This window comes from Rhodovulum euryhalinum, from assembly GCF_004342445.1.
GTDB classification, from domain to species: Bacteria; Pseudomonadota; Alphaproteobacteria; order Rhodobacterales; family Rhodobacteraceae; genus Rhodovulum; species Rhodovulum euryhalinum.
In genome coordinates this window covers 100448-117474 of record NZ_SLWW01000007.1, presented here as the reverse complement: position 1 = coordinate 117474, position 17027 = coordinate 100448, and the positions used below count along the sequence as shown (strand labels likewise).

At 69.2% G+C, this 17027-nt stretch carries 20 protein-coding genes; 7 read left to right on the top strand and 13 right to left on the bottom strand.

All coding sequences use genetic code 11. The features are described 5' to 3' along the window. Window positions 1–12: 12 nt before the first annotated feature. On the bottom strand, window positions 13–894 hold the full coding sequence (gene ugpA, locus EV655_RS10035; RefSeq protein WP_132544392.1) for a sn-glycerol-3-phosphate ABC transporter permease UgpA: 882 nt from the start codon (window positions 892–894) through the stop codon (window positions 13–15). Window positions 895–935: 41 nt separating this feature from the next. Continuing rightward, window positions 936–2246: a sn-glycerol-3-phosphate ABC transporter substrate-binding protein UgpB gene (gene ugpB / locus EV655_RS10030; protein WP_132544389.1), complete on the bottom strand. Its 1311-nt coding sequence runs from the start codon at window positions 2244–2246 to the stop codon at window positions 936–938. 261 nt (window positions 2247–2507) lie between these two features. Here ugpB and EV655_RS10025 point away from each other — a divergent pair, with 261 nt between their 5' ends. The 7 genes from EV655_RS10025 to pqqE all read left to right on the top strand — a co-directional run bounded on the left by EV655_RS10025 (window position 2508) and on the right by pqqE (window position 8055). Further along, complete coding sequence (locus tag EV655_RS10025) at window positions 2508–4127, top strand: sensor histidine kinase (RefSeq protein WP_132544386.1); 1620 nt, start codon at window positions 2508–2510, stop codon at window positions 4125–4127. A gap of 9 nt (window positions 4128–4136) precedes the next feature. Next, entirely contained in the window at window positions 4137–4829 is a 693-nt protein-coding gene (locus EV655_RS10020; RefSeq protein ID WP_132544384.1) for a response regulator transcription factor, read from the top strand. A 110-nt stretch (window positions 4830–4939) separates the two neighbouring features. After that, a complete protein-coding gene (gene pqqA / locus EV655_RS10015) occupies window positions 4940–5035 on the top strand; it encodes a pyrroloquinoline quinone precursor peptide PqqA (protein WP_132461154.1) in 96 nt (31 codons plus the stop codon). A gap of 23 nt (window positions 5036–5058) precedes the next feature. Beyond that, window positions 5059–5955: a pyrroloquinoline quinone biosynthesis protein PqqB gene (pqqB, locus tag EV655_RS10010; RefSeq protein ID WP_132544382.1), complete on the top strand. Its 897-nt coding sequence runs from the start codon at window positions 5059–5061 to the stop codon at window positions 5953–5955. Next, on the top strand, window positions 5952–6701 hold the full coding sequence (gene pqqC / locus EV655_RS10005) for a pyrroloquinoline-quinone synthase PqqC (RefSeq protein WP_132544380.1): 750 nt from the start codon (window positions 5952–5954) through the stop codon (window positions 6699–6701). Before pqqB ends, pqqC begins: the two co-directional genes overlap by 4 nt. Continuing rightward, window positions 6698–6976, top strand: coding sequence for a pyrroloquinoline quinone biosynthesis peptide chaperone PqqD (gene pqqD, locus EV655_RS10000; RefSeq protein WP_132544378.1), 279 nt, complete (start codon window positions 6698–6700; stop codon window positions 6974–6976). Before pqqC ends, pqqD begins: the two co-directional genes overlap by 4 nt. Further along, a complete protein-coding gene (gene pqqE / locus EV655_RS09995; protein WP_132544376.1) occupies window positions 6973–8055 on the top strand; it encodes a pyrroloquinoline quinone biosynthesis protein PqqE in 1083 nt (360 codons plus the stop codon). Before pqqD ends, pqqE begins: the two co-directional genes overlap by 4 nt. Here the strand turns inward: pqqE and rpoN are convergent. From rpoN to nifE, 11 genes are all read right to left on the bottom strand, one after another. Next, entirely contained in the window at window positions 8052–9344 is a 1293-nt protein-coding gene (rpoN, locus tag EV655_RS09990) for an RNA polymerase factor sigma-54 (RefSeq protein ID WP_243645047.1), read from the bottom strand. The two genes, pqqE and rpoN, sit on opposite strands and share 4 nt — an antisense overlap. Before the next feature lie 186 nt (window positions 9345–9530). After that, window positions 9531–9863, bottom strand: coding sequence for a nitrogenase-stabilizing/protective protein NifW (nifW, locus tag EV655_RS09985; protein ID WP_132544372.1), 333 nt, complete (start codon window positions 9861–9863; stop codon window positions 9531–9533). Further along, complete coding sequence (nifV, locus tag EV655_RS09980; RefSeq protein ID WP_132544370.1) at window positions 9860–11062, bottom strand: homocitrate synthase; 1203 nt, start codon at window positions 11060–11062, stop codon at window positions 9860–9862. Before nifV ends, nifW begins: the two co-directional genes overlap by 4 nt. Then, window positions 11059–11772 carry an iron-sulfur cluster assembly scaffold protein gene (locus EV655_RS09975; protein WP_132544368.1) on the bottom strand — a complete coding sequence of 238 codons (714 nt, stop codon included), beginning with the start codon at window positions 11770–11772 and terminating at the stop codon, window positions 11059–11061. The genes nifV and EV655_RS09975 overlap by 4 nt, the downstream gene beginning before the upstream one ends. Before the next feature lie 10 nt (window positions 11773–11782). Next, complete coding sequence (locus tag EV655_RS09970; RefSeq protein ID WP_132544365.1) at window positions 11783–12103, bottom strand: HesB/IscA family protein; 321 nt, start codon at window positions 12101–12103, stop codon at window positions 11783–11785. A 310-nt stretch (window positions 12104–12413) separates the two neighbouring features. Beyond that, entirely contained in the window at window positions 12414–12722 is a 309-nt protein-coding gene (gene fdxB / locus EV655_RS09965; protein ID WP_132544363.1) for a ferredoxin III, nif-specific, read from the bottom strand. 3 nt (window positions 12723–12725) lie between these two features. Then, complete coding sequence (locus tag EV655_RS09960; protein ID WP_207901946.1) at window positions 12726–12935, bottom strand: CCE_0567 family metalloprotein; 210 nt, start codon at window positions 12933–12935, stop codon at window positions 12726–12728. A gap of 79 nt (window positions 12936–13014) precedes the next feature. Beyond that, window positions 13015–13488, bottom strand: a complete 474-nt coding sequence (locus EV655_RS09955; RefSeq protein ID WP_165905317.1) for a NifX-associated nitrogen fixation protein — start codon at window positions 13486–13488, stop codon at window positions 13015–13017. Next, window positions 13485–13967: a nitrogen fixation protein NifX gene (gene nifX, locus EV655_RS09950; protein WP_132544358.1), complete on the bottom strand. Its 483-nt coding sequence runs from the start codon at window positions 13965–13967 to the stop codon at window positions 13485–13487. The genes EV655_RS09955 and nifX overlap by 4 nt, the downstream gene beginning before the upstream one ends. Continuing rightward, window positions 13939–15333: a nitrogenase iron-molybdenum cofactor biosynthesis protein NifN gene (gene nifN / locus EV655_RS09945; RefSeq protein ID WP_132544356.1), complete on the bottom strand. Its 1395-nt coding sequence runs from the start codon at window positions 15331–15333 to the stop codon at window positions 13939–13941. Before nifN ends, nifX begins: the two co-directional genes overlap by 29 nt. A 1-nt stretch (window position 15334) precedes the next feature. Continuing rightward, window positions 15335–16813, bottom strand: coding sequence for a nitrogenase iron-molybdenum cofactor biosynthesis protein NifE (gene nifE, locus EV655_RS09940; protein WP_132544353.1), 1479 nt, complete (start codon window positions 16811–16813; stop codon window positions 15335–15337). Window positions 16814–17027 lie beyond the last annotated feature (214 nt).

Here is a 17027-nt window from a genome sequence, read left to right as displayed (position 1 = left end):
CCCGGTCCGCCATCAGTAATGCACCCGCCGTTCGATATACCTGAACTGGACGATGGTCAGGATCGACACGACGACCAGCAGGATCACCGATTGCGCCGCCGAGGACCCCAGATCCTGCCCCACGAAGCCGTCGGCATAGACCTTGTAGACCAAGATCGTGGTCGCCTGCTGCGGCCCGCCCGAGGTGATCGTGTGGATCACGCCGAAGGTCTCGAAGAAGGCATAGACGATGTTGACGACCAGCAGGAAGAAGGTCGTGGGCGACAGCAGCGGAAAGACGATGGTGCGAAAGCGCGTCCAGAACGCCGCGCCGTCGATGGCGGCGGCCTCGATGACGCTGCGCGGGATGGCTTGCAGCCCGGCGAGGAAGAACAGGAAGTTGTAGCTGATCCGCCCCCAGGCCGAGGCAATGACGACAAGGCCCATCGCCTCTTCCCCGTTCAGGACGTGATTCCAGTCATAGCCCAGAAGACCCAGGTACCACGTCACCACGCCCACGCGGGTGTTGAACATGAAGAGCCACAGAACGCCCGCGACGGCAGGCGCGACGGCGTAGGGCCAGATCAGAAGGGTGCGGTAGGTGCCCGAGCCCTTGATCAACCGGTCGGCCAGGACGGCAAGCCATAGCGCCACGCCCATCGAGACCACGGTGACCAGCGTGGAAAAGACCGCGGTCGTGATGAACGAGGCGCGGTAATAGCGGTCGGACAGCAGGAACTCGAAATTACCCAGCCCAACGAACTGTTTCGACAGCCCGAAAGGGTCGGGGATGAACAGCGACTGCCAGATCGCCTGCCCCGCCGGGTAGAAGAAGAACACGGCGGTAATGACGATCTGCGGCAAGACCAGCAGCAGCGGCAGCCAGATACCCTTGAAGCGGACGCGCTTTTCCATGGCGGGGATGCGCCCCGGCACCGAGCCGGGGCGCGAAAAGCTTACCGGTTGGCCTGTTCGAAGCGGCGCAGCAACTGGTTGCCCCGCTCCACCGCGCTGTTCAGCGCCGCCTCGGCCGTCTTGTCACCGGTCCAGACCCCCTCCAGTTCCTCGTCGATGATGGTGCGGATCTGGTCGAACGACCCGAGGCGCAGCCCCTTGGAATTGGCCGTGGGCTCTTTCGCGGTCATCTGCCTGACCGCGATGTCGGTGCCGGGGTTGGCGTCATAGAAACCCTGTTCGCGGGTCAGGTCGCCTGCGGCCGAGGTGATCGGCAGATAGCCCGTGTCCTGGTGCCACCTGGCCTGGATCTCGGGGCTGGACAGGAAGTTCAGGAAGGACGCGACGCCCTTGTATTCCTTGGCCGTCTGGCCCGCCATGACCCACAACGAGGCGCCGCCGATGATGGTGTTCTGCGGCGCGCCCTCGACGCCCTCCCAGTAGGGCAGCGGGCGCACCTCGAAGGCGAACTGCGCCTCGGACTTGATGCCCGCGTAGCCCGCCGAGCTTTCGGTGAAGAGCGCACATTCCCCGGCGCGGAAGTTGGCGCCGCCCTCGTTGCGGCGGCCGGCATAGATGAACTTGCCGTCGCGGGCCCAGTCGCCCATCGCCTGGATGTGCTGGACCTGCAAGGGCGCATTGAATGCCAGTTCGGTGTCGAGCCCGGCAAAGCCGTTCTCCTGCGTGGCGAAGGGCACGTCGTGATAGGCCGAGAGGTTTTCCAGGTGGATCCAGCTCTGCCAAGCGGTGGTCAGCGGGCAGGTGCTGCCGGCCGCCTTGAGCTGGTCGAGCACGGCACCCACCTGCTGCCAGGTGGAAAGATCGGTGTCCGGGTCGATGCCCGCGGCACTCAGCGCGTCGCGGTTGACCCAGAGCACCGGGGTGGACGAGTTGAACGGCAGCGACAGCATCTGCCCGTCGGTCGTCGTGTAGTACCCCTTGACCGAACCGATGAAGGCATCCGGGTCGAAGTCGGCGCCCGCCTCGGCCATCACTTCGTGAACCGGCCTGATCGCGCCCTTGGCGGCCATCATCGTCGCGGTGCCGACCTCGAACACCATCAGGATGTCGGGCTGTTCGCCCGCGCGGAAGGCCGCGATCCCGGCGTTCAGCGTCTCGGAATAGTTGCCCTTGTGGCTGGCGGTCACGATGTAGTCGGACTGGCTGGCGTTGAACTCCGCCACCTGCGCATCGACCAGTTCGCCCAGCCGCCCGGTGAAGGCGTGCCAGAACTCGATCTCGGTCTGGGCCGCGACCGGGCCGGCGGCAACGAGTCCGCACAACAGTGCGGCCGGCGAGATTCCCGATTTCATGATCAATCCTCCGAATTCTTGTTGGACCGTTTCCGTGTCGCCGACAGAGTAGCGGGCGACGAGCTGCGGGATCAATCGCTTAAGCGCCTGACGTGACGTTTTCACGACGCGGCCCGCCCGGGCGCCCGACGGACTGTCACAGGATCGCGGCGCGCTGCGACAGGCGCCCGCCAGCGCCGGGCCCGGACTGTCAATCGCGCCTTTGGTCTTGCAGCCGCTGCCCGCTTTGCCCCTTAAGATCGCCCTTGGGGAGGAAAGGTCTTGGACCGGAACGATGCAAGCGCCGCCGGGCCCTCGGGGCCCGTCTTCGCCACGCTGAAGGCGCGGCTCGCGCTCGGCGCGGGGCTGATCGGGCTTGTCGCGATCCTGTCCGGCGCGCTGACGCTTTCCGGCATGTGGCAGGTTTCGGAACATATCGAGGAGTCGCTGAACGCGGAACGCCGCATCGCGCGGTATTCGGTGCTGTCCACCCAGATCTCGGCCTTTATCGTGATCTCGGCCGAGGCGGTCCGGACCGGCCGCACCCCAGCCGATCGCGCAGCGCGGATGGAGCCGGCGACACGCGGGCTGGAACGCACCTTTGCAGCGATGCGCGCCGACCTCGAGGCGGCGGTGGCCCAGGCCCGTGCCGAGGATCTGGACGAACAGTCGCGCCGCGCCACGCAAAGCATCGCCATTGCCCGGATGGAGGCGCTGTTCACCTCGGCGCGCGACGGGCTGCTGTCGGGGCGGACCGGCGAGGACGAGGCGCGCGCCTATCTCGCGGGTTTCTCGCAGACGGTGGATTCCCTGCTGAACACCGCCCTTGGCGACGAGATGCGCATCCGCGACGGCATCCTCGCCAGCATCGTAGAGTTGCGCCGCCGGCTGACGCTGATGGCGCTGGGCGTCTCGGCGCTGGCGGCGGGGATGTTCGGGGCGTTCCATTTCGGCCTGGTGCGCCCACAGCTTGGCCGGCTTGACCTGGCCCGCCAGGCCGCGCAACGGATCGGGCGCGAAGAGTTCGATGTGGTGCTGCCCGAAGGACATGACGACGAGATCGGCCGGCTGTTCGCCGAGACGAACCGGGCCGCCCGGGCACTGGCGGAGCGACGCGCCGAGGTGGAACGCGAATGGGCGCGGTTGAACGACACCATCGCCGAACGCACCGAGGCGCTGCGCGCGGCAAACGCCGCGCTGGCCCGCACCGACGAGGAACGGCGCCGATTCTTCGCAGATATCGGGCATGAGTTGCGCACGCCGCTGACGGTTATCATGCTCGAGTCCGAACTGGGGATGAAGGGCGCGGGCGATCCACGCGCAGGCTTCGAGACGATCCGCGCCCGCGCCCAGCGCCTGAACCGGCGGATCGACGACATGCTGCGCGTGGCGCGGTCCGAAAGCGGGCGGATCGAACTGGCGCGCGAACCCTGCGATCTGGGCCGCCTGGCCGCCGAGGCGGTGGCCGACATCCGGCCCGAGATCGACACCGCCGGACTGGCGATCGCGGTCGACGCCGCCCCCGGCCTGCGGGTCTGGGGCGATTCCGACTGGCTGCGGCAGGTGATCGCGGGGCTGGTGCAGAACGCGGTACGCCATGCCGCGGCGGGGGAGCGGCTGGCGGTCAGCGTCGCCGCCGAGGGGGAACTGGGCGTCGTGCGCGTGATCGACAACGGCCCCGGCGTGCCGCCGGACGAGGTCGGCCGCGTCTTTGCCCGGTTCCACCGCGGGGCGGCGGGTCCGCGCCCGGCGGGATTCGGCATCGGGCTTGCGCTGGCGAAATGGCTGGTGGAACAGATGGGCGGCGCGATCGCGCTGGAAAGCCCGGTGCCCTGGGCGGCGCGGCTTGGCGACGCCCAGGGCACGCTTGTTGCGCTGCGCCTGCCCCTGATGGAGGAGTGACGCCCCGAGATGACCGAGGCCGGAGACACCGTCCTGATCGTCGACGACGACCCCGAGATCACCGCGGCACTGGCCCGCGGGCTGGCGCTGCACGGCTATCGCACGATCCGCGCGCACCGCGCCGCCGAGGCGCGAGCGCTTTTCCACAAGGAACGGCTGTGCGCCGCCATAGTCGACGTGATGATCGGCCCCGACAGCGGCATCGACCTGGTCCGCGAGATCCGCGCCGAGGGCAACCGCACCCCGATCCTGATGCTGAGCGCGCTGTCCGAGGTCGAGGATCGCGCGGGCGGGCTGGACGCGGGCGCGGACGACTACATCGCCAAGCCCTTTGCCTTCGACGAACTGGTGACGCGGCTCAAGGTCCAGGAACGCCGCGCCCGACGGCCCGACCCGGCCCCCGCCCCGCGGCTGGAGCCCGCCACCCGCACCGTGCTTGGCCCGGCCGGCAGCGTCACGCTGACCGAGCGCGAATTCGCGCTGTTCGAATTGTTGTGGACCCATCGCGGCGAGGTGCTGTCGCGCGCCGACCTGTTCGAGCGGCTGTGGGCCCGCGAGGGCACCAGTTCCGAGAACGTGGTCGACGTCTATATCGGCTATCTGCGGCGCAAGCTCGCGCCCACCCGAGAGTTCGGATTCGAACTGAGAACGCTGCGAAACCGCGGCTTCGTGCTGGAGCCCCTCGTTTCGGACGAAGGCTAAACCTTTGCCCAATAGCGTTTTTTAGAATTTCTTAGAACAATTCTTTTGACTCGCGGACCCGCGTTGCCGATCCTTCCCGCATCCTTCGGGAACCTTAGGGAGAAAAGACCATGGCTTGGAAGAAACCGATCGTCCGCGAAATCGAGTGCGGCATGGAAATCAACATGTACGGCCCCGACAGCGACGATCACGGCGTCCTGTTCTGATCGCCGGGCGCGCGGAGGCCAGAATGGGATTCCGCGCGCACATCCTGGGCGCTGGCGCCGGCGGCGGCCTTCCGCAATGGAACTGCGGCTGCGAGAATTGCACCCTCGCCCGCGCCGGCCGGATCCCGTCGCAGACACAATCCTCGCTCGCGGTCACCGCGAACGGTCAGGATTGGGCGATTTTGAACGCCTCGCCCGACATACGGCACCAGCTGAACGACTGCGCGGCGCTACACCCCACCGGCCTGCGCGAGGTGCCGCTGCGGTCCGTCCTTGTGACCAACGGCGACATCGACCATGTGGCGGGCCTGCTCACGCTGCGCGAGATGCAGTCCTTTACCCTGTTCGCCACCGCCGGCATCCACGAGGTTCTGGCGCAGAACCCGATCTTCGCGGCCCTCAACCCGCAGGTCGTGACGCGCCAGACGGTGGCCCTGGGCGTTCCCTTCAGACTGGCCCCCGGCCTCTGGGCGGACCTGTTCCCCGTCCCCGGCAAGGTGCCGCTGTACCTGGAGGGCGACACGGTCGAGACCGATCTGGTCGGCGAACAGACCGTGGGCGTCCACCTCTCGGGCGGGGGCGGGTCGGCGTTCTATATCCCCGGCTGCGCGATGCTGAACGACGACCTCCGCGCGCGGCTTGACGGTGCGCCGCTGGTGTTCTTCGACGGCACGCTCTGGCAGGACGACGAGATGGTGCGCGCGGGGTTGGGGGAAAAGACCGGCAAGCGCATGGGCCATATCTCGATGAGCGGGCCGGATGGGTCGATCGCGGCCTTCGCGGGCCTGAACGTTGGCCGCAAGGTCTATGTGCACATGAACAACACCAACCCGGTGCTGAACCCGGCAAGCCCCGAACGGGCCGAGGCCGAGGCGGCCGGGTGGATCATCGGACAGGACGGAATGGAGATCACGCCATGACCCAGACCCGCGACGAGTTCGAGGCGCGCCTGCGCCGGATCGGCGACGAGCGCTACCACGACAAGCACCCGTTCCACCACCTGCTGCACGGCGGGCGCTGCACGCCCGACCAGGTCCGGGCCTGGGTCATCAACCGCTATTACTACCAGTCGCGCATCCCGATGAAGGACGCGGCCTTCATGTCCCGCGTCGAGGACCCGAAACTGCGCCGCGCCTGGCGCTCGCGCATCGAGGACCATGACGGCACCGCCGAGAACGAGGGCGGCATCGCGCGCTGGCTAAAACTGGCGGAAGCCGTGGGGCTGGACCCCGATTACGTGGCGTCCGAGGCGGGCATCCTGCCGGCGACGAGATTCGCGGTGGATGCCTATGTGCGCTTCGTCCGCGACAAGACCCTGCTGGAGGCGGTGGCGTCGTCGCTGACCGAGTTGTTCGCGCCCAAGATCCACGCCGAGCGGATCGAGGGGCTGTTGGCGAATTACGATTTCGCCAACGATGTCAGCATGTCCTATTTCCGCAAGCGCCTGAGCGAGGCGCCCAAGGACGTGGCCTTCGGCCTGGCCTGGGTGCTGGACCATGCAGATACGGCAGAGAAACAGGACGCCGCCGCGAACGCGCTGATCTTCAAGACAAATGTCCTGTGGGCGCAGCTCGACGCGCTCTATTCCGCCTATGTCGAGCCCGCCCGCATCCCGCCGGGCGCCTGGGTGCCGGGCACGGGGCTTGCGCTGGCGAAGGCATCATGATCGGCGCGGACGACATTCCCGTGATCCCCCGCGGCGTGCGGATGCAGTTCGACCGGGTGCGCGAGCGCTGGGTGCTGCTGGCGCCCGAGCGCACCGTGGCGCTGGACGAGATCGGCGTGGCGATCCTGTCCGAGATCGACGGGCAGCGGAGTTTCGGCCAGATCACGGAAGGCCTCGCCGCGAAATACGCCGCACCGCCAGAGGAGATCGCCGCGGACAGCCGCGGTTTTCTCGGCGCGCTGATCGACCGCCGGTTCCTCGAGGTCCGCCAATGACCATCCAGCCCCCCATCGCGATGCTGGCGGAACTGACCCACCGCTGCCCGCTCTCCTGCCCCTATTGCTCGAACCCGGTGGAGCTTGCCCGCAAGGACTCGGAACTCGACACCGCCACCTGGGCCGACCTGTTCCGGCAGGCGGCCGACCTGGGGGTTTTGCAACTGCACCTGTCGGGGGGCGAACCCGTGACCCGGCGCGACCTTGTCGACCTTGTCGTGGCGGCGCGCGAGGCGGGGCTTTACACCAACCTCATCACCTCGGGGATCGGGCTGACCGAAAAGCGGTTGCACGACCTAGATGCGGCGGGGCTGGACCATATCCAGCTGAGCCTCCAGGGCACCGATGCCGAGATGGCCGACCGGATCGGCGGCTATCGCGGCGGTTTCGCGCGCAAGATGGACGTGGCCCGCTGGATCGGTGAGATCGGCTTTCCACTGACCCTGAACGCGGTCCTGCACCGTCAGAACCTGCACCAGTTGCCCCGCGCGATCGAGATGGCCGTCGAGATGGGCGCGCGCCGGATCGAGGTCGCGACCGTGCAGTTCCACGGCTGGGCGCTGCTCAGCCGCGACGCGCTGATGCCCACGCGCGAACAGGCCCGCGAGGCGGACGCCATCGTGGCCGAGGCCCGCGCCCGGCTGAAGGGAACGCTGGTGATCGACTACGTGCCCGCCGATTACCACTCGGATTACCCCAAGAAATGCATGGGCGGCTGGGGCTCGACCGGCCTCAACGTGGCGCCCGACGGGCTGGTGCTGCCCTGCCACGCGGCGCAGACCATTCCGGGGCTCGTCTTCGACCGGGTGCAGGACAAGCCCTTGCGCGCGATCTGGTACGAGGGAAGCGCCTTCAACGCCTATCGCGGCACCGACTGGATGCCCGAGCCCTGCGCGTCCTGCGAGCGCAAGAACGTCGACTTCGGCGGCTGCCGCTGCCAGGCCATGGCGCTGGTGGGCGATGCCGCGGCGACCGATCCGACCTGCATCCGCTCGCCCCACCACGCCGCCTTGCAGGCCCGCGCCGATGCCTTCGCCGCCGGGGATGCCGCGTTCACCGCCCGGGCGGCCGCAGGCTAGGCCGCCCGCCCGCGGCGGTCGTAGGACGACGGAATTCCCAGCAAGTCCCTATACTTGGCGACCGTGCGCCGGGCCAGCCGCGCGCCTTCGGCCTCGGCCCGGCGGACGATGTCGGCATCGCTCAGCGGGCGCACCGGATCCTCGGCGGCGACGATCCGGCCCACCAGCGCGATCAACGCGTCCTGCGACGGCCCGTCCGCGCCCGAACCGGGCGTGAACGCGCGGCTGAAGAACGCCTTAAGCGGCAGCGTGCCGCGCGGCGTCTCGATCATCCGATGCGCGACCGCACGGCTGACGGTCGAGGGGTGCAGGCCCAGTTCCGCCGCCGCCTCTTCGGTCGAGAGCGGGCGCAGCGCCGCGGGCCCGGCCTCGAGGAACGCCGTCTGGTGACGCACCAGGAACTCGGCCGTCAGCAGCAGCGTCGCCTGCCGCCGTTCGACGGCGCGCACCAGCCAGCGCGCCCGCGACCGCGCCGACGAAACCCAGGCCCGCGCCGCGGCATCGCCCGCCGTCCCCGGCCCCGCGGTCACGCGCAGCGCAGGCAGGACCGAGCGGTTCAGTTCGACCTGCCAGCCATCCTTGCCCCGTGCAAGGCGCAGGTCGGGCGGCAGGATGGCCATGTCCGGGGCCGCGAAGGCCAGCCCCGGCTTGGGATCAAGCCCCCGGATCGCGACAAGCGCCGCGCGCACATCCGCCGGCGTGCCGTCGCACAGCTCGGCCAGGTCGTCGATCCGGCCCTCGGCCAGCAGCGCGAGGTTGTCGAGAATGACCGACAATTCCCAGGTCAGAAGCCCCTTGTCGGCCGCCTGCAACCGCAGACATTCCGCCAGGTTCCGGGCAAAAAGCCCGGCGGGCTCGAACTGCTGCAGCCGCGCCAGCACCGACTCGGCCACCGGCACCGGCACGCCCGCCGCGCGCGCCACGGTCTCGACGGACGCCCCCAGCCAGCCCGTTGGCTCCAGCGCCTCGGCGAAGGCCAGCGCCACGCGCTGCGCCGCCGGATGCGGAAAGGCCAGCGCGATCTGGCGGCCGACATGGGCGTAAAGACTGGGCTTCTCGCCCTCCAGCGCGGCGACCGGATCCCAGTCGGGATCGCGCGCACCGCCGCCAAGGCCCTTGGGCAGCGGCGGCAACGCCTCGGGCAGGGTCACTTCGAGGCACGGGTTCTCCAGCGCCTGTTCGGCCAGGTGCGCCGTCAGGTCGATATGGCTCATCTGCAGGATTCGCAGCGAGGCCTGCATCTTGGCAGTCATCGCCAGACCCTGGGTCTGACGCTGGACGAAGTTCATCTCCATGGCATCAGCCTAACACGAGTCGCCCGCCCGCGCGCGCGCCATGCGCCACGGCGGCATATCGTCCTTTCCGCCGTCCGGGTCCGCCGCGGAGGGCCGCCCCCGGCGGCTCCGACACCGAAGCTCCGGGTTCGATGCCCGGAGCTTCGGTCCCCCCGCCGGGCGCCCGGCACGGCAGACCGATCACCGGGTCGCCAGCCGGATCCCTTCCACCGGAACCACGTTGCCGCGGGGTTGGGCGAAGACCTTCAACGCCTTCTGCGCACGTGGCGTGGAATTCTCGAAATCGGCATGGGCCTGCGTCAGCGCCTTGCGCGCCTCGCCCAGGATCCCGTCATCGTCAAGCCCCGACAGATCGACCCTCGCAAGGTAGTCGCCCATCCGCTTCATGATGTGCAACCGGGTGCGGTTCAGCACCGCCTGGTCGTAGGGAACCGACAGGAAGGCAAAGATCTCCTCGGCAGAGGACAGCGCGTGCATCTGTGCAAGCACGCCCTGGTCGGGGTTGCAGGTCATGGCAGACTCCTTTCCGCAAGATCGGCGGCCGCGGGCCGCGGGCTTTGCGCCTGGGCCCGGGCGGTGAGAAGAACCAGATCGGCGGGCGTGGCCGCGCGTTTCTCGGCGGTGGCCCAGTCACGCAGCAGTGGCAGCACTGCCCGCGCGGTGGCGTCGTCCGCGGGCAGACCGGCGGCGGCCAGCGCACCGGCCAGCGCGGCAAGGCCCGAATGTTTGCCCACCACGATCTCGCGGGCGCGGCCAAAGCGGGCCGGTGCAAGGTCCGGCGCCTCGTAGGTCGCGGGGTCCTTCATCAGGCCGTCGACATGGATGCCGGATTCATGGCTGAAGACATGCGCGCCGACGATCGGGCGCGTGGGCGGCAGCGGACGGTTCGACGCCCGCGCGACAAGCTCGGACAGCGCGCAGAGCCGGTCAAGCGCGACCGCGCTTGGCCTCCCCTGCACCGCAAGCGCCGCAACGACCTGTTCAAGGGCGGCATTGCCCGCACGCTCGCCCAGCCCGTTGACCGTCACCGACAGATGCGTGGCCCCGCCGCGTGCGGCCGCCAGCGTGTTGGCGGTGGCAAGCCCCAGATCGTCATGGGCGTGAAATTCCAGCGGCAGCGGGCCCTGCGCCAGGATCGAGACCAGGGTGTGGGCCGCGAACGGGTCCATCAGCCCGAGCGTGTCGGCAAGCCGGAGCCGGATCGCACCCGCCGCGGCCGCGGTCGCGGCGATCTGCGCGAGAAATCCCACATCGGCGCGCGAGGCATCCTCGGCCCCGACCGAAACGGCAAAGCCCGCGCCCGCGGCAAGCCGCACCAGCCGGTCAAGCTCGGCCAGCGCCCAGTCGCGGTCGCGCCCCAGCTTGCCCATCAGCTGGCGGTCCGAGGCGGGCACGGTCAGGTGCAGGCGGGCAAGCCCGGTCAGCGCAGCCAGTTCCAGGTCGCCCTCGCGCAGGCGGCACCAGGCAACGCCCGCCGCGGATGTCAGCCGCGCCGCCGCCTCGCGCATCGCGGCAATCTCGGTCCCGCCCATGGCGGGCACGCCAAGCTCGATCTCGGCCACGCCGACAGCGTCGAGCGCGGCGGCGATCGCGATCTTCTCGGCGGCCGAAAAGGCGACGCCCGCCGCCTGTTCCCCGTCGCGCAGCGTGGTGTCGCAGATCAGCGGCGCGGGGTCGGGCCGAAAGCTTCCGGGGACGGGCGCGATGGTCATCGCGCCGCCCCCGCGGGCGAGGCGGCAGGCACGACCAGCACCGCGCGGCCCAGCGCGTCGGCGATCCGCTGCTGAAGTCCGCCCAGCGTCAGCCCGGCAATCTGGCAGCCCGCGCAGGCACCCTTGAGCGCCACGCGCACGCGGGGCCCGACGATGTCGACCAGTTCCACATCGCCGCCATCGGCCAGAAAGCGGGGGCGCATCTCGTCGATCACGCGGGCGACGGTGGCGGTCTCGTCGGCGGGGGCCGGCACGGCGCCGTGGGTGCGCGGCACACTGGGGCGCAGCGGCTGGATCGCCAGCGGCCCGGCAGTGCGGGCCCCCTGCGCGGCGCGGAACGCCGGCGGCTGGGCATGGTCGCGCAGGGCGGCATCCAGCGCCCCGGCGGCGACACGGGCGGCGGAACGGTCTTCGTCGGGCAGCCCGCCGAGAACGGTTTCAACATGATCCGCGGTGATCGTGCGCGCCTCGGCCAGCGACTTGCCGATCAGACATTCGGTCAGCGCCGAACCCGCCGCGACCTCGGGGCCGCCGCCGGTGGTCTGGAACCGGGCGGCCACGATGCTGCCCCGCTCGATCCGGAGCATCAGCCGGAACGCGTCGCCGGTGCGGACAGAGCCCGCCTCGCCCAGCGCGTTCGCATCGTCGAGCGCGCCGCGGTTCCTGGGGTTCAGGAAATGTTCGGTCAGCGTGGGGGAATAGTCGAGCATCGGCGCCCCCTCAGCAGAAGGACTTGCCGCAGCCGCACCCGGCCGAGGCGTTGGGGTTGTCGAAGACGAAACCCGACCCTTCGAGCCCGCTGACGAAATCGATCGTCGTGCCCAGGAGGTAGCCCTGGCTGTCGGGGTCGATCAGCACGGTGACGCCCTCGGCCTCGACCACGGCATCGTCCGCCTCGCGGGTGAGTTCCAGGGCCATGGCGTATTGCAGCCCGGCACAACCGCCGGACTGGACCATGAGGCGCAGCCCCGCGACGGGCTGTCCGGCGCCCGCAATGGCGTTGGCGATGGCATCCCGGGCGGCTTCGGTGATCTGGATCATCGGGTGTCTCCTGTCGGTCGCGTGTTTCCCGTCAAGACAGGAAGCAAGAAGCGTGCCATCTTCCGCCACGCCCTGTTTTTCAAGGCGGCCGGGGTCCGGTGTCGGATTTGTCCGGGCGGCGTTTGGCGGGTTTGCGACAGGGATGCGGATGGCACCGCGCGCTCCCGCCCCCGGCCCGCGCGGGGCTTGCGCCCCGCTTGCCCGGCGTTGGGCCGGGCCGCGCGCTGATGCGCGCGGGGCCTCCGGCGGGGATATTTGGGGCCAGAAGAAGCCCGGGGCACGCGGCGCCCACGGGCGGTGCGGGCGCGACTCAGAGCGCGTCGACGGGGGCGTGGGTCTGGCAGCCCGACGGACAGACGCGGGCGCAGGCGCCGCAGCCGATGCAGTCGCCGGCGTCAGCGATCACCATGATCTTGCGCTCGATCTCGTCATCATCGTCGTCGTCATCGGCGTCGAGATCGACCAGCTCATGGTCCTCGTTCAGGCCCTTGAGGGTCAGGACGTTGCGCGCGCAGACCTTGTAGCAGCGGCCGCAGCCGATGCACTTGGCCATGTCGATGGCGACGAGGAATTCGGGCGTGTAGGTTGCACCGCCGCGGGTCAGGCCGGTGATGGGCATGGCTCAGGCCTCCTCTGCGGCTTGTTTCGCGGCCTTCAGGTCGTTGCGCGCAGCAATCAGTTCCCTGAAAACCTCGTAGGTTTCGGCGGCGACGGCGGGGATTTTCTGCCAGTCCGTGGGCAGTTCCTCGGCCAGGTCGTGCAGGTTCATCTTGGCGTTGGTGGCGCGCATCGACAGCTTCTTCACGTGCGCTTCAAGCTCTTCCAGGCTCATCACGGTCTCTTTCCTCGCTCATGACGGTTGGCTGGGGTGGGGTGTCCTTGCGCGGGGCCGGGCCGCGCGGCACATCGGGTCAGGCCCGGGCGGCGTCGGGAAAGCGGGCGACCGTGTCGGCGGCGTCGCGCGCCAGTGCCTCGCCGGCCTCGGCAAGGGCTGCGAAGCTTTCGAAGCCGAAGCGGTGGATGTCGCGGACATGCTTGGACAGCACCACAAGCCGGCCCGAGATCAGCACGATCCGGCCGAAGCCTTCGTGGTGGATCCTGGACATCTGCGCCGCCATGGCACCGGTGCGCCGTTCCAGCAGCAGGGCAATCGCCTCGTAGAACTTCTCGACGCGCCAGAGCAGGTCGGGATCGGGATCGCCGATGATCGGGATCGCGCGGCGTTCCTCGGGGGTGACGATGAACTCGGCCAGCAGGTCGGAATCGGCCTTGCCCTCCCAGTTGCCATAGCTGTCCTCGGCACGGATCACCGAGATCAGGAGCTTGAGGAAATCGCTCGCGGGCATCTCGCCGCCGCGGGGCAGCATGTCGGCCATTGTCGTCATTCGCCCTGATCCTCGGCATAGTCGTCGGCGAAATCGGCGCGGGGCAGGCCCAGCACCTTGCGCAGGAAGGGCGGCGGGCTGCCGGCCAGCATCCCCTGGACCTGCACGAGGATGCCGGCGATCGGCTCGGGGTCCTTGCGCGTGATCGGATGGATCCCCGCGCGCACCACCTTGGCCGCCGAGGGCCCGCCGATCGCCAGAACGAAGAGCAGCGCACAGCCCGTCAGGGCCTCGACCTTGGGGGCGATGCGGTCGTCGGCGGGATCGTGGCGCCCGCTCTGGTCGGTCACGGTGCCGAAATCCAGCACCTCGATCAGCCGCGCGGTGCCGGGGGTCACCTCGTAGACCGCGAATTTCCGGGCCGAGCCGAAATGGGCGTCCAGATGCTCCATGTCGTTGGTGGCGATGGCGATCTTCAGCGGGGTGTCGGTGGTCACGGCACCCTCGGATTCAATGAGGCGCAGTCTGCGGGCGGTCATGCTCGAACTCCCTCTCGATGGGGGCGGCGCCGAAATCCTCGGGCGCCGGGTGATGGGGATGGGCGAGGACGACATTCGCGACCTCGAAGAAAAACGCGCGCGTGCCGCGGTAGCCGACGCGGCAGACATCCTGCGGGCCCAGCCGGTCGTTGACCGGAAAGCCCGCGCGGAGCAGCGGCAGGCCGAGGGCGTGGGCCGCGTGGCGGCCATGGGCATGGCTGATCAGAAGCCGTGCGCCGCCCGCCCGCGCACCCTCTTCGAGATCGCCGAGATCGCCGAGGAGAACCTGCGTGCAGGGGATCGCCCCGACGATGGGATTGGCGGCCGAGGTGGTCACGGCCGAAACCGCCTCGGCCCCCATGCCCGCCAGGGCCGAAGACAGCGCATAGGCAAGGTCGGGATCGGCGGCGATCGCGTATTTCAGCCCGCCGATCTGGAAATGCGCATCCAGCATGGCGTCCTGCGCCCGGGCGCGGTCGCGCCTGATCGCGGGGGGCGCATCGTCGGTGCCCGCCACCCGCATCAGCGCCGAAACGAAGGCGTCCACCGCCTTGAGGCCGGTCAGCGCGGGAAAGACCTGGACAGCCATGTGGCCACGTTCGGCCAGCAGGTTCGCCGGCGCCCGCATGCTTTCGCCGATGGCGAAGGTGACGGCGGACCGCGCCATGGCGGGGATCTCGTCCAGCGCCGTACCGCCCAGCGAGGCGCCCGACCAGTCCTCGGCCAGGTGCCCGTCCAGCGACGCGGACAGATCCGGCAGCACGATGGGTTTCAGCCCGAAGGCGCGGATCATCCGCACGATCTCGTCGATCTCGGCAGGGGTGAGGTAGGCGGCGGGCAGGATGTTGACCTGGCGCAGGTCACGGTCGCAGAACATCGGGTCGACATCGGGCACCAGCGCGTCGATGATGGCGGTCACCGCCCTTGACCAGCCATCCTCCAGCGCACCCTCGAAATCGGGGGTCGAGGCATAGACGACCTTGAGCCCCGCGAAATCGGGGCGGCGGGCCATGATGTCGGCCAGTTCCCCCGCGATGTCCTCGCCCCGCGTCTCGGTCAGCGCGGTCGAGGCGATGCCGATGAACCGGGGGCTTGCCCGTTTCATCAGGTTGCCGATCGCCTCTTCGATCTGGTCGGCGCCGCCGAGGATCGTGGTCACCTCGTTCATCGCCGTCGTCTGCAACGGGATCGCCTCGCGGAAATGGCGCACCATGTGCACCATGGCGAAGGCGGCGCAGCCCTGCGCGCCGTGAAACAGCGGGATGCCCCGCTCGATGCCCAGAAACGCCATCGCGGCGCCCAGCGGCGCGCTGGATTTCAGGGGATTGGTGGACAGCGCCCGGCGGGGACGGATCAGTTCGGCCATGTCAGCAATCCTCGAAATCCTTGGGGTCGTTCGACAGGCCCGAAACCGGGCAGCGGCCCTTTGGCGCGGGGCGGATGCCCGCGAAGGCGCGGGGTTCGTCCCAGGGGGCAGGGCGGCGGACATCGGCCCACATCGGGTTGTTCACCGACCGGTCGATGGCGCGCACCAGATCCACCATGCCCATGTAGCCGGCATAGGGTTCGTGCTTTTCCTGGTTGACGTCGATCCAAGGCACCCGCGCCTTGAGCGCCACGAACTGGCTGCGCGCGCCCGACATCAGGATGTCGGCGCCAGAGGCGCGCAACGTGGCGTACATCTCGCGCGGGGCCATGTTCTCGTACATGTGGGCGTCGGTGCCCATGATCTCGACCACCTTTGCCTTGTCGTTGTCGGTGGCCTTGCGCACGCTGGTGCCGACCACCTCGACGCCCAGTTCCTGCAACGCCGAGACCACCGACCAGCTCTTGTGCCCGCCGGTGTAAAGCAGCACCCGCTTGCCCTGCACGCGCGCGCGATAGGGTTCGAGTTCCGCCCTGACCTTCGCCTCCTCCTCGGCGATCAGCGCCTCGCAGCGGTCGAGAAGGTCCGGCGCCGCACCCCGTTCGACCAGCATCCGGCACATCGTCCGCAACGCCTCGGAGGTGTCGGCGATGCCGTAGAACGAGCCTTCGAAGAACGGGATGCCGTGATCCTCTTCCAGCTTGCGCGCCAGCCCGATCAGCGCATGCGCACAGACCAGCATGCTGACCCGCGCCCGGTGCATCACCGCCACCTGCTTGTAGCGCGCATCTGCGGCCAGCGAGCCAAGGATGCGGATGCCCAGCCGGTCTAGCAGCGGCTTGATCTGCCACAGCTCGCCCGACAGGTTGTAGTCGCCGATGATGTTGATGTCGCAGTCGGTGGTCCGCTCCGGCTCCATCGTTCCGATCACGTGGCGGAACATCATCTCGCCCGCCAGCTTGCAGCCGAGGTTCTTGGACCCGGCATAGCCCGGCACCGTCACCGGGATCGCGGGCGTGCCGAAAGCGGCGGTCGCGGCCTTGCACACCGCCTCGATGTCGTCGCCGATCATCGCGGTCACGCAGGTGGCATAGACGAAGACGGCCGGGGGATGGTGCCGTTCCACGATCTCGCGGATCGCGGCATAGAGCTTCTTCTCACCCTTGCCCATGACGATGTCGAGTTCCGTCAGGTCGGTGGTGAAGCCGGTCTTGTAGAGCATCGGCCCCGACGAGGCCGAGCCGCGGTTGTCCCAGGCATTGCCCTCGCAGGCGAGCGGGGCATGGACCAGATGCGCCACGTCGACGATCGGTTGCAGGGTGATCTTGGCCCCGTCAAAGGCGCAGCCCCCCGCAGCAGCCCCGGGGGTCAGGGGTTTCGAACAGCCCTTCTTGCGGTCGGCCGCGGTTTTGGCGCGGTTGGCGGCGCAGGCAGGCTCGCTGAAGGCCTCCTGGACGGTCGTCTTGAGGGCGTCGGACATGGGACGTGCTCCGCGTTGCTACGAACGTGGAAGCATGGAGCGTGCCATGTCGCGCGGGTTGGGATGAAACGGCGCCTTTCCAAGGAATTGCCACGGTTCCGGCAGAAACGCACCTGGCCTCTGTCGTGCGATTGTCAGGTCTCCGACAGACATGTCGCCCGACCGACAGGACGCCGGTACTTGATCCCCGGGCGGCACACCCGGGACAGGACCG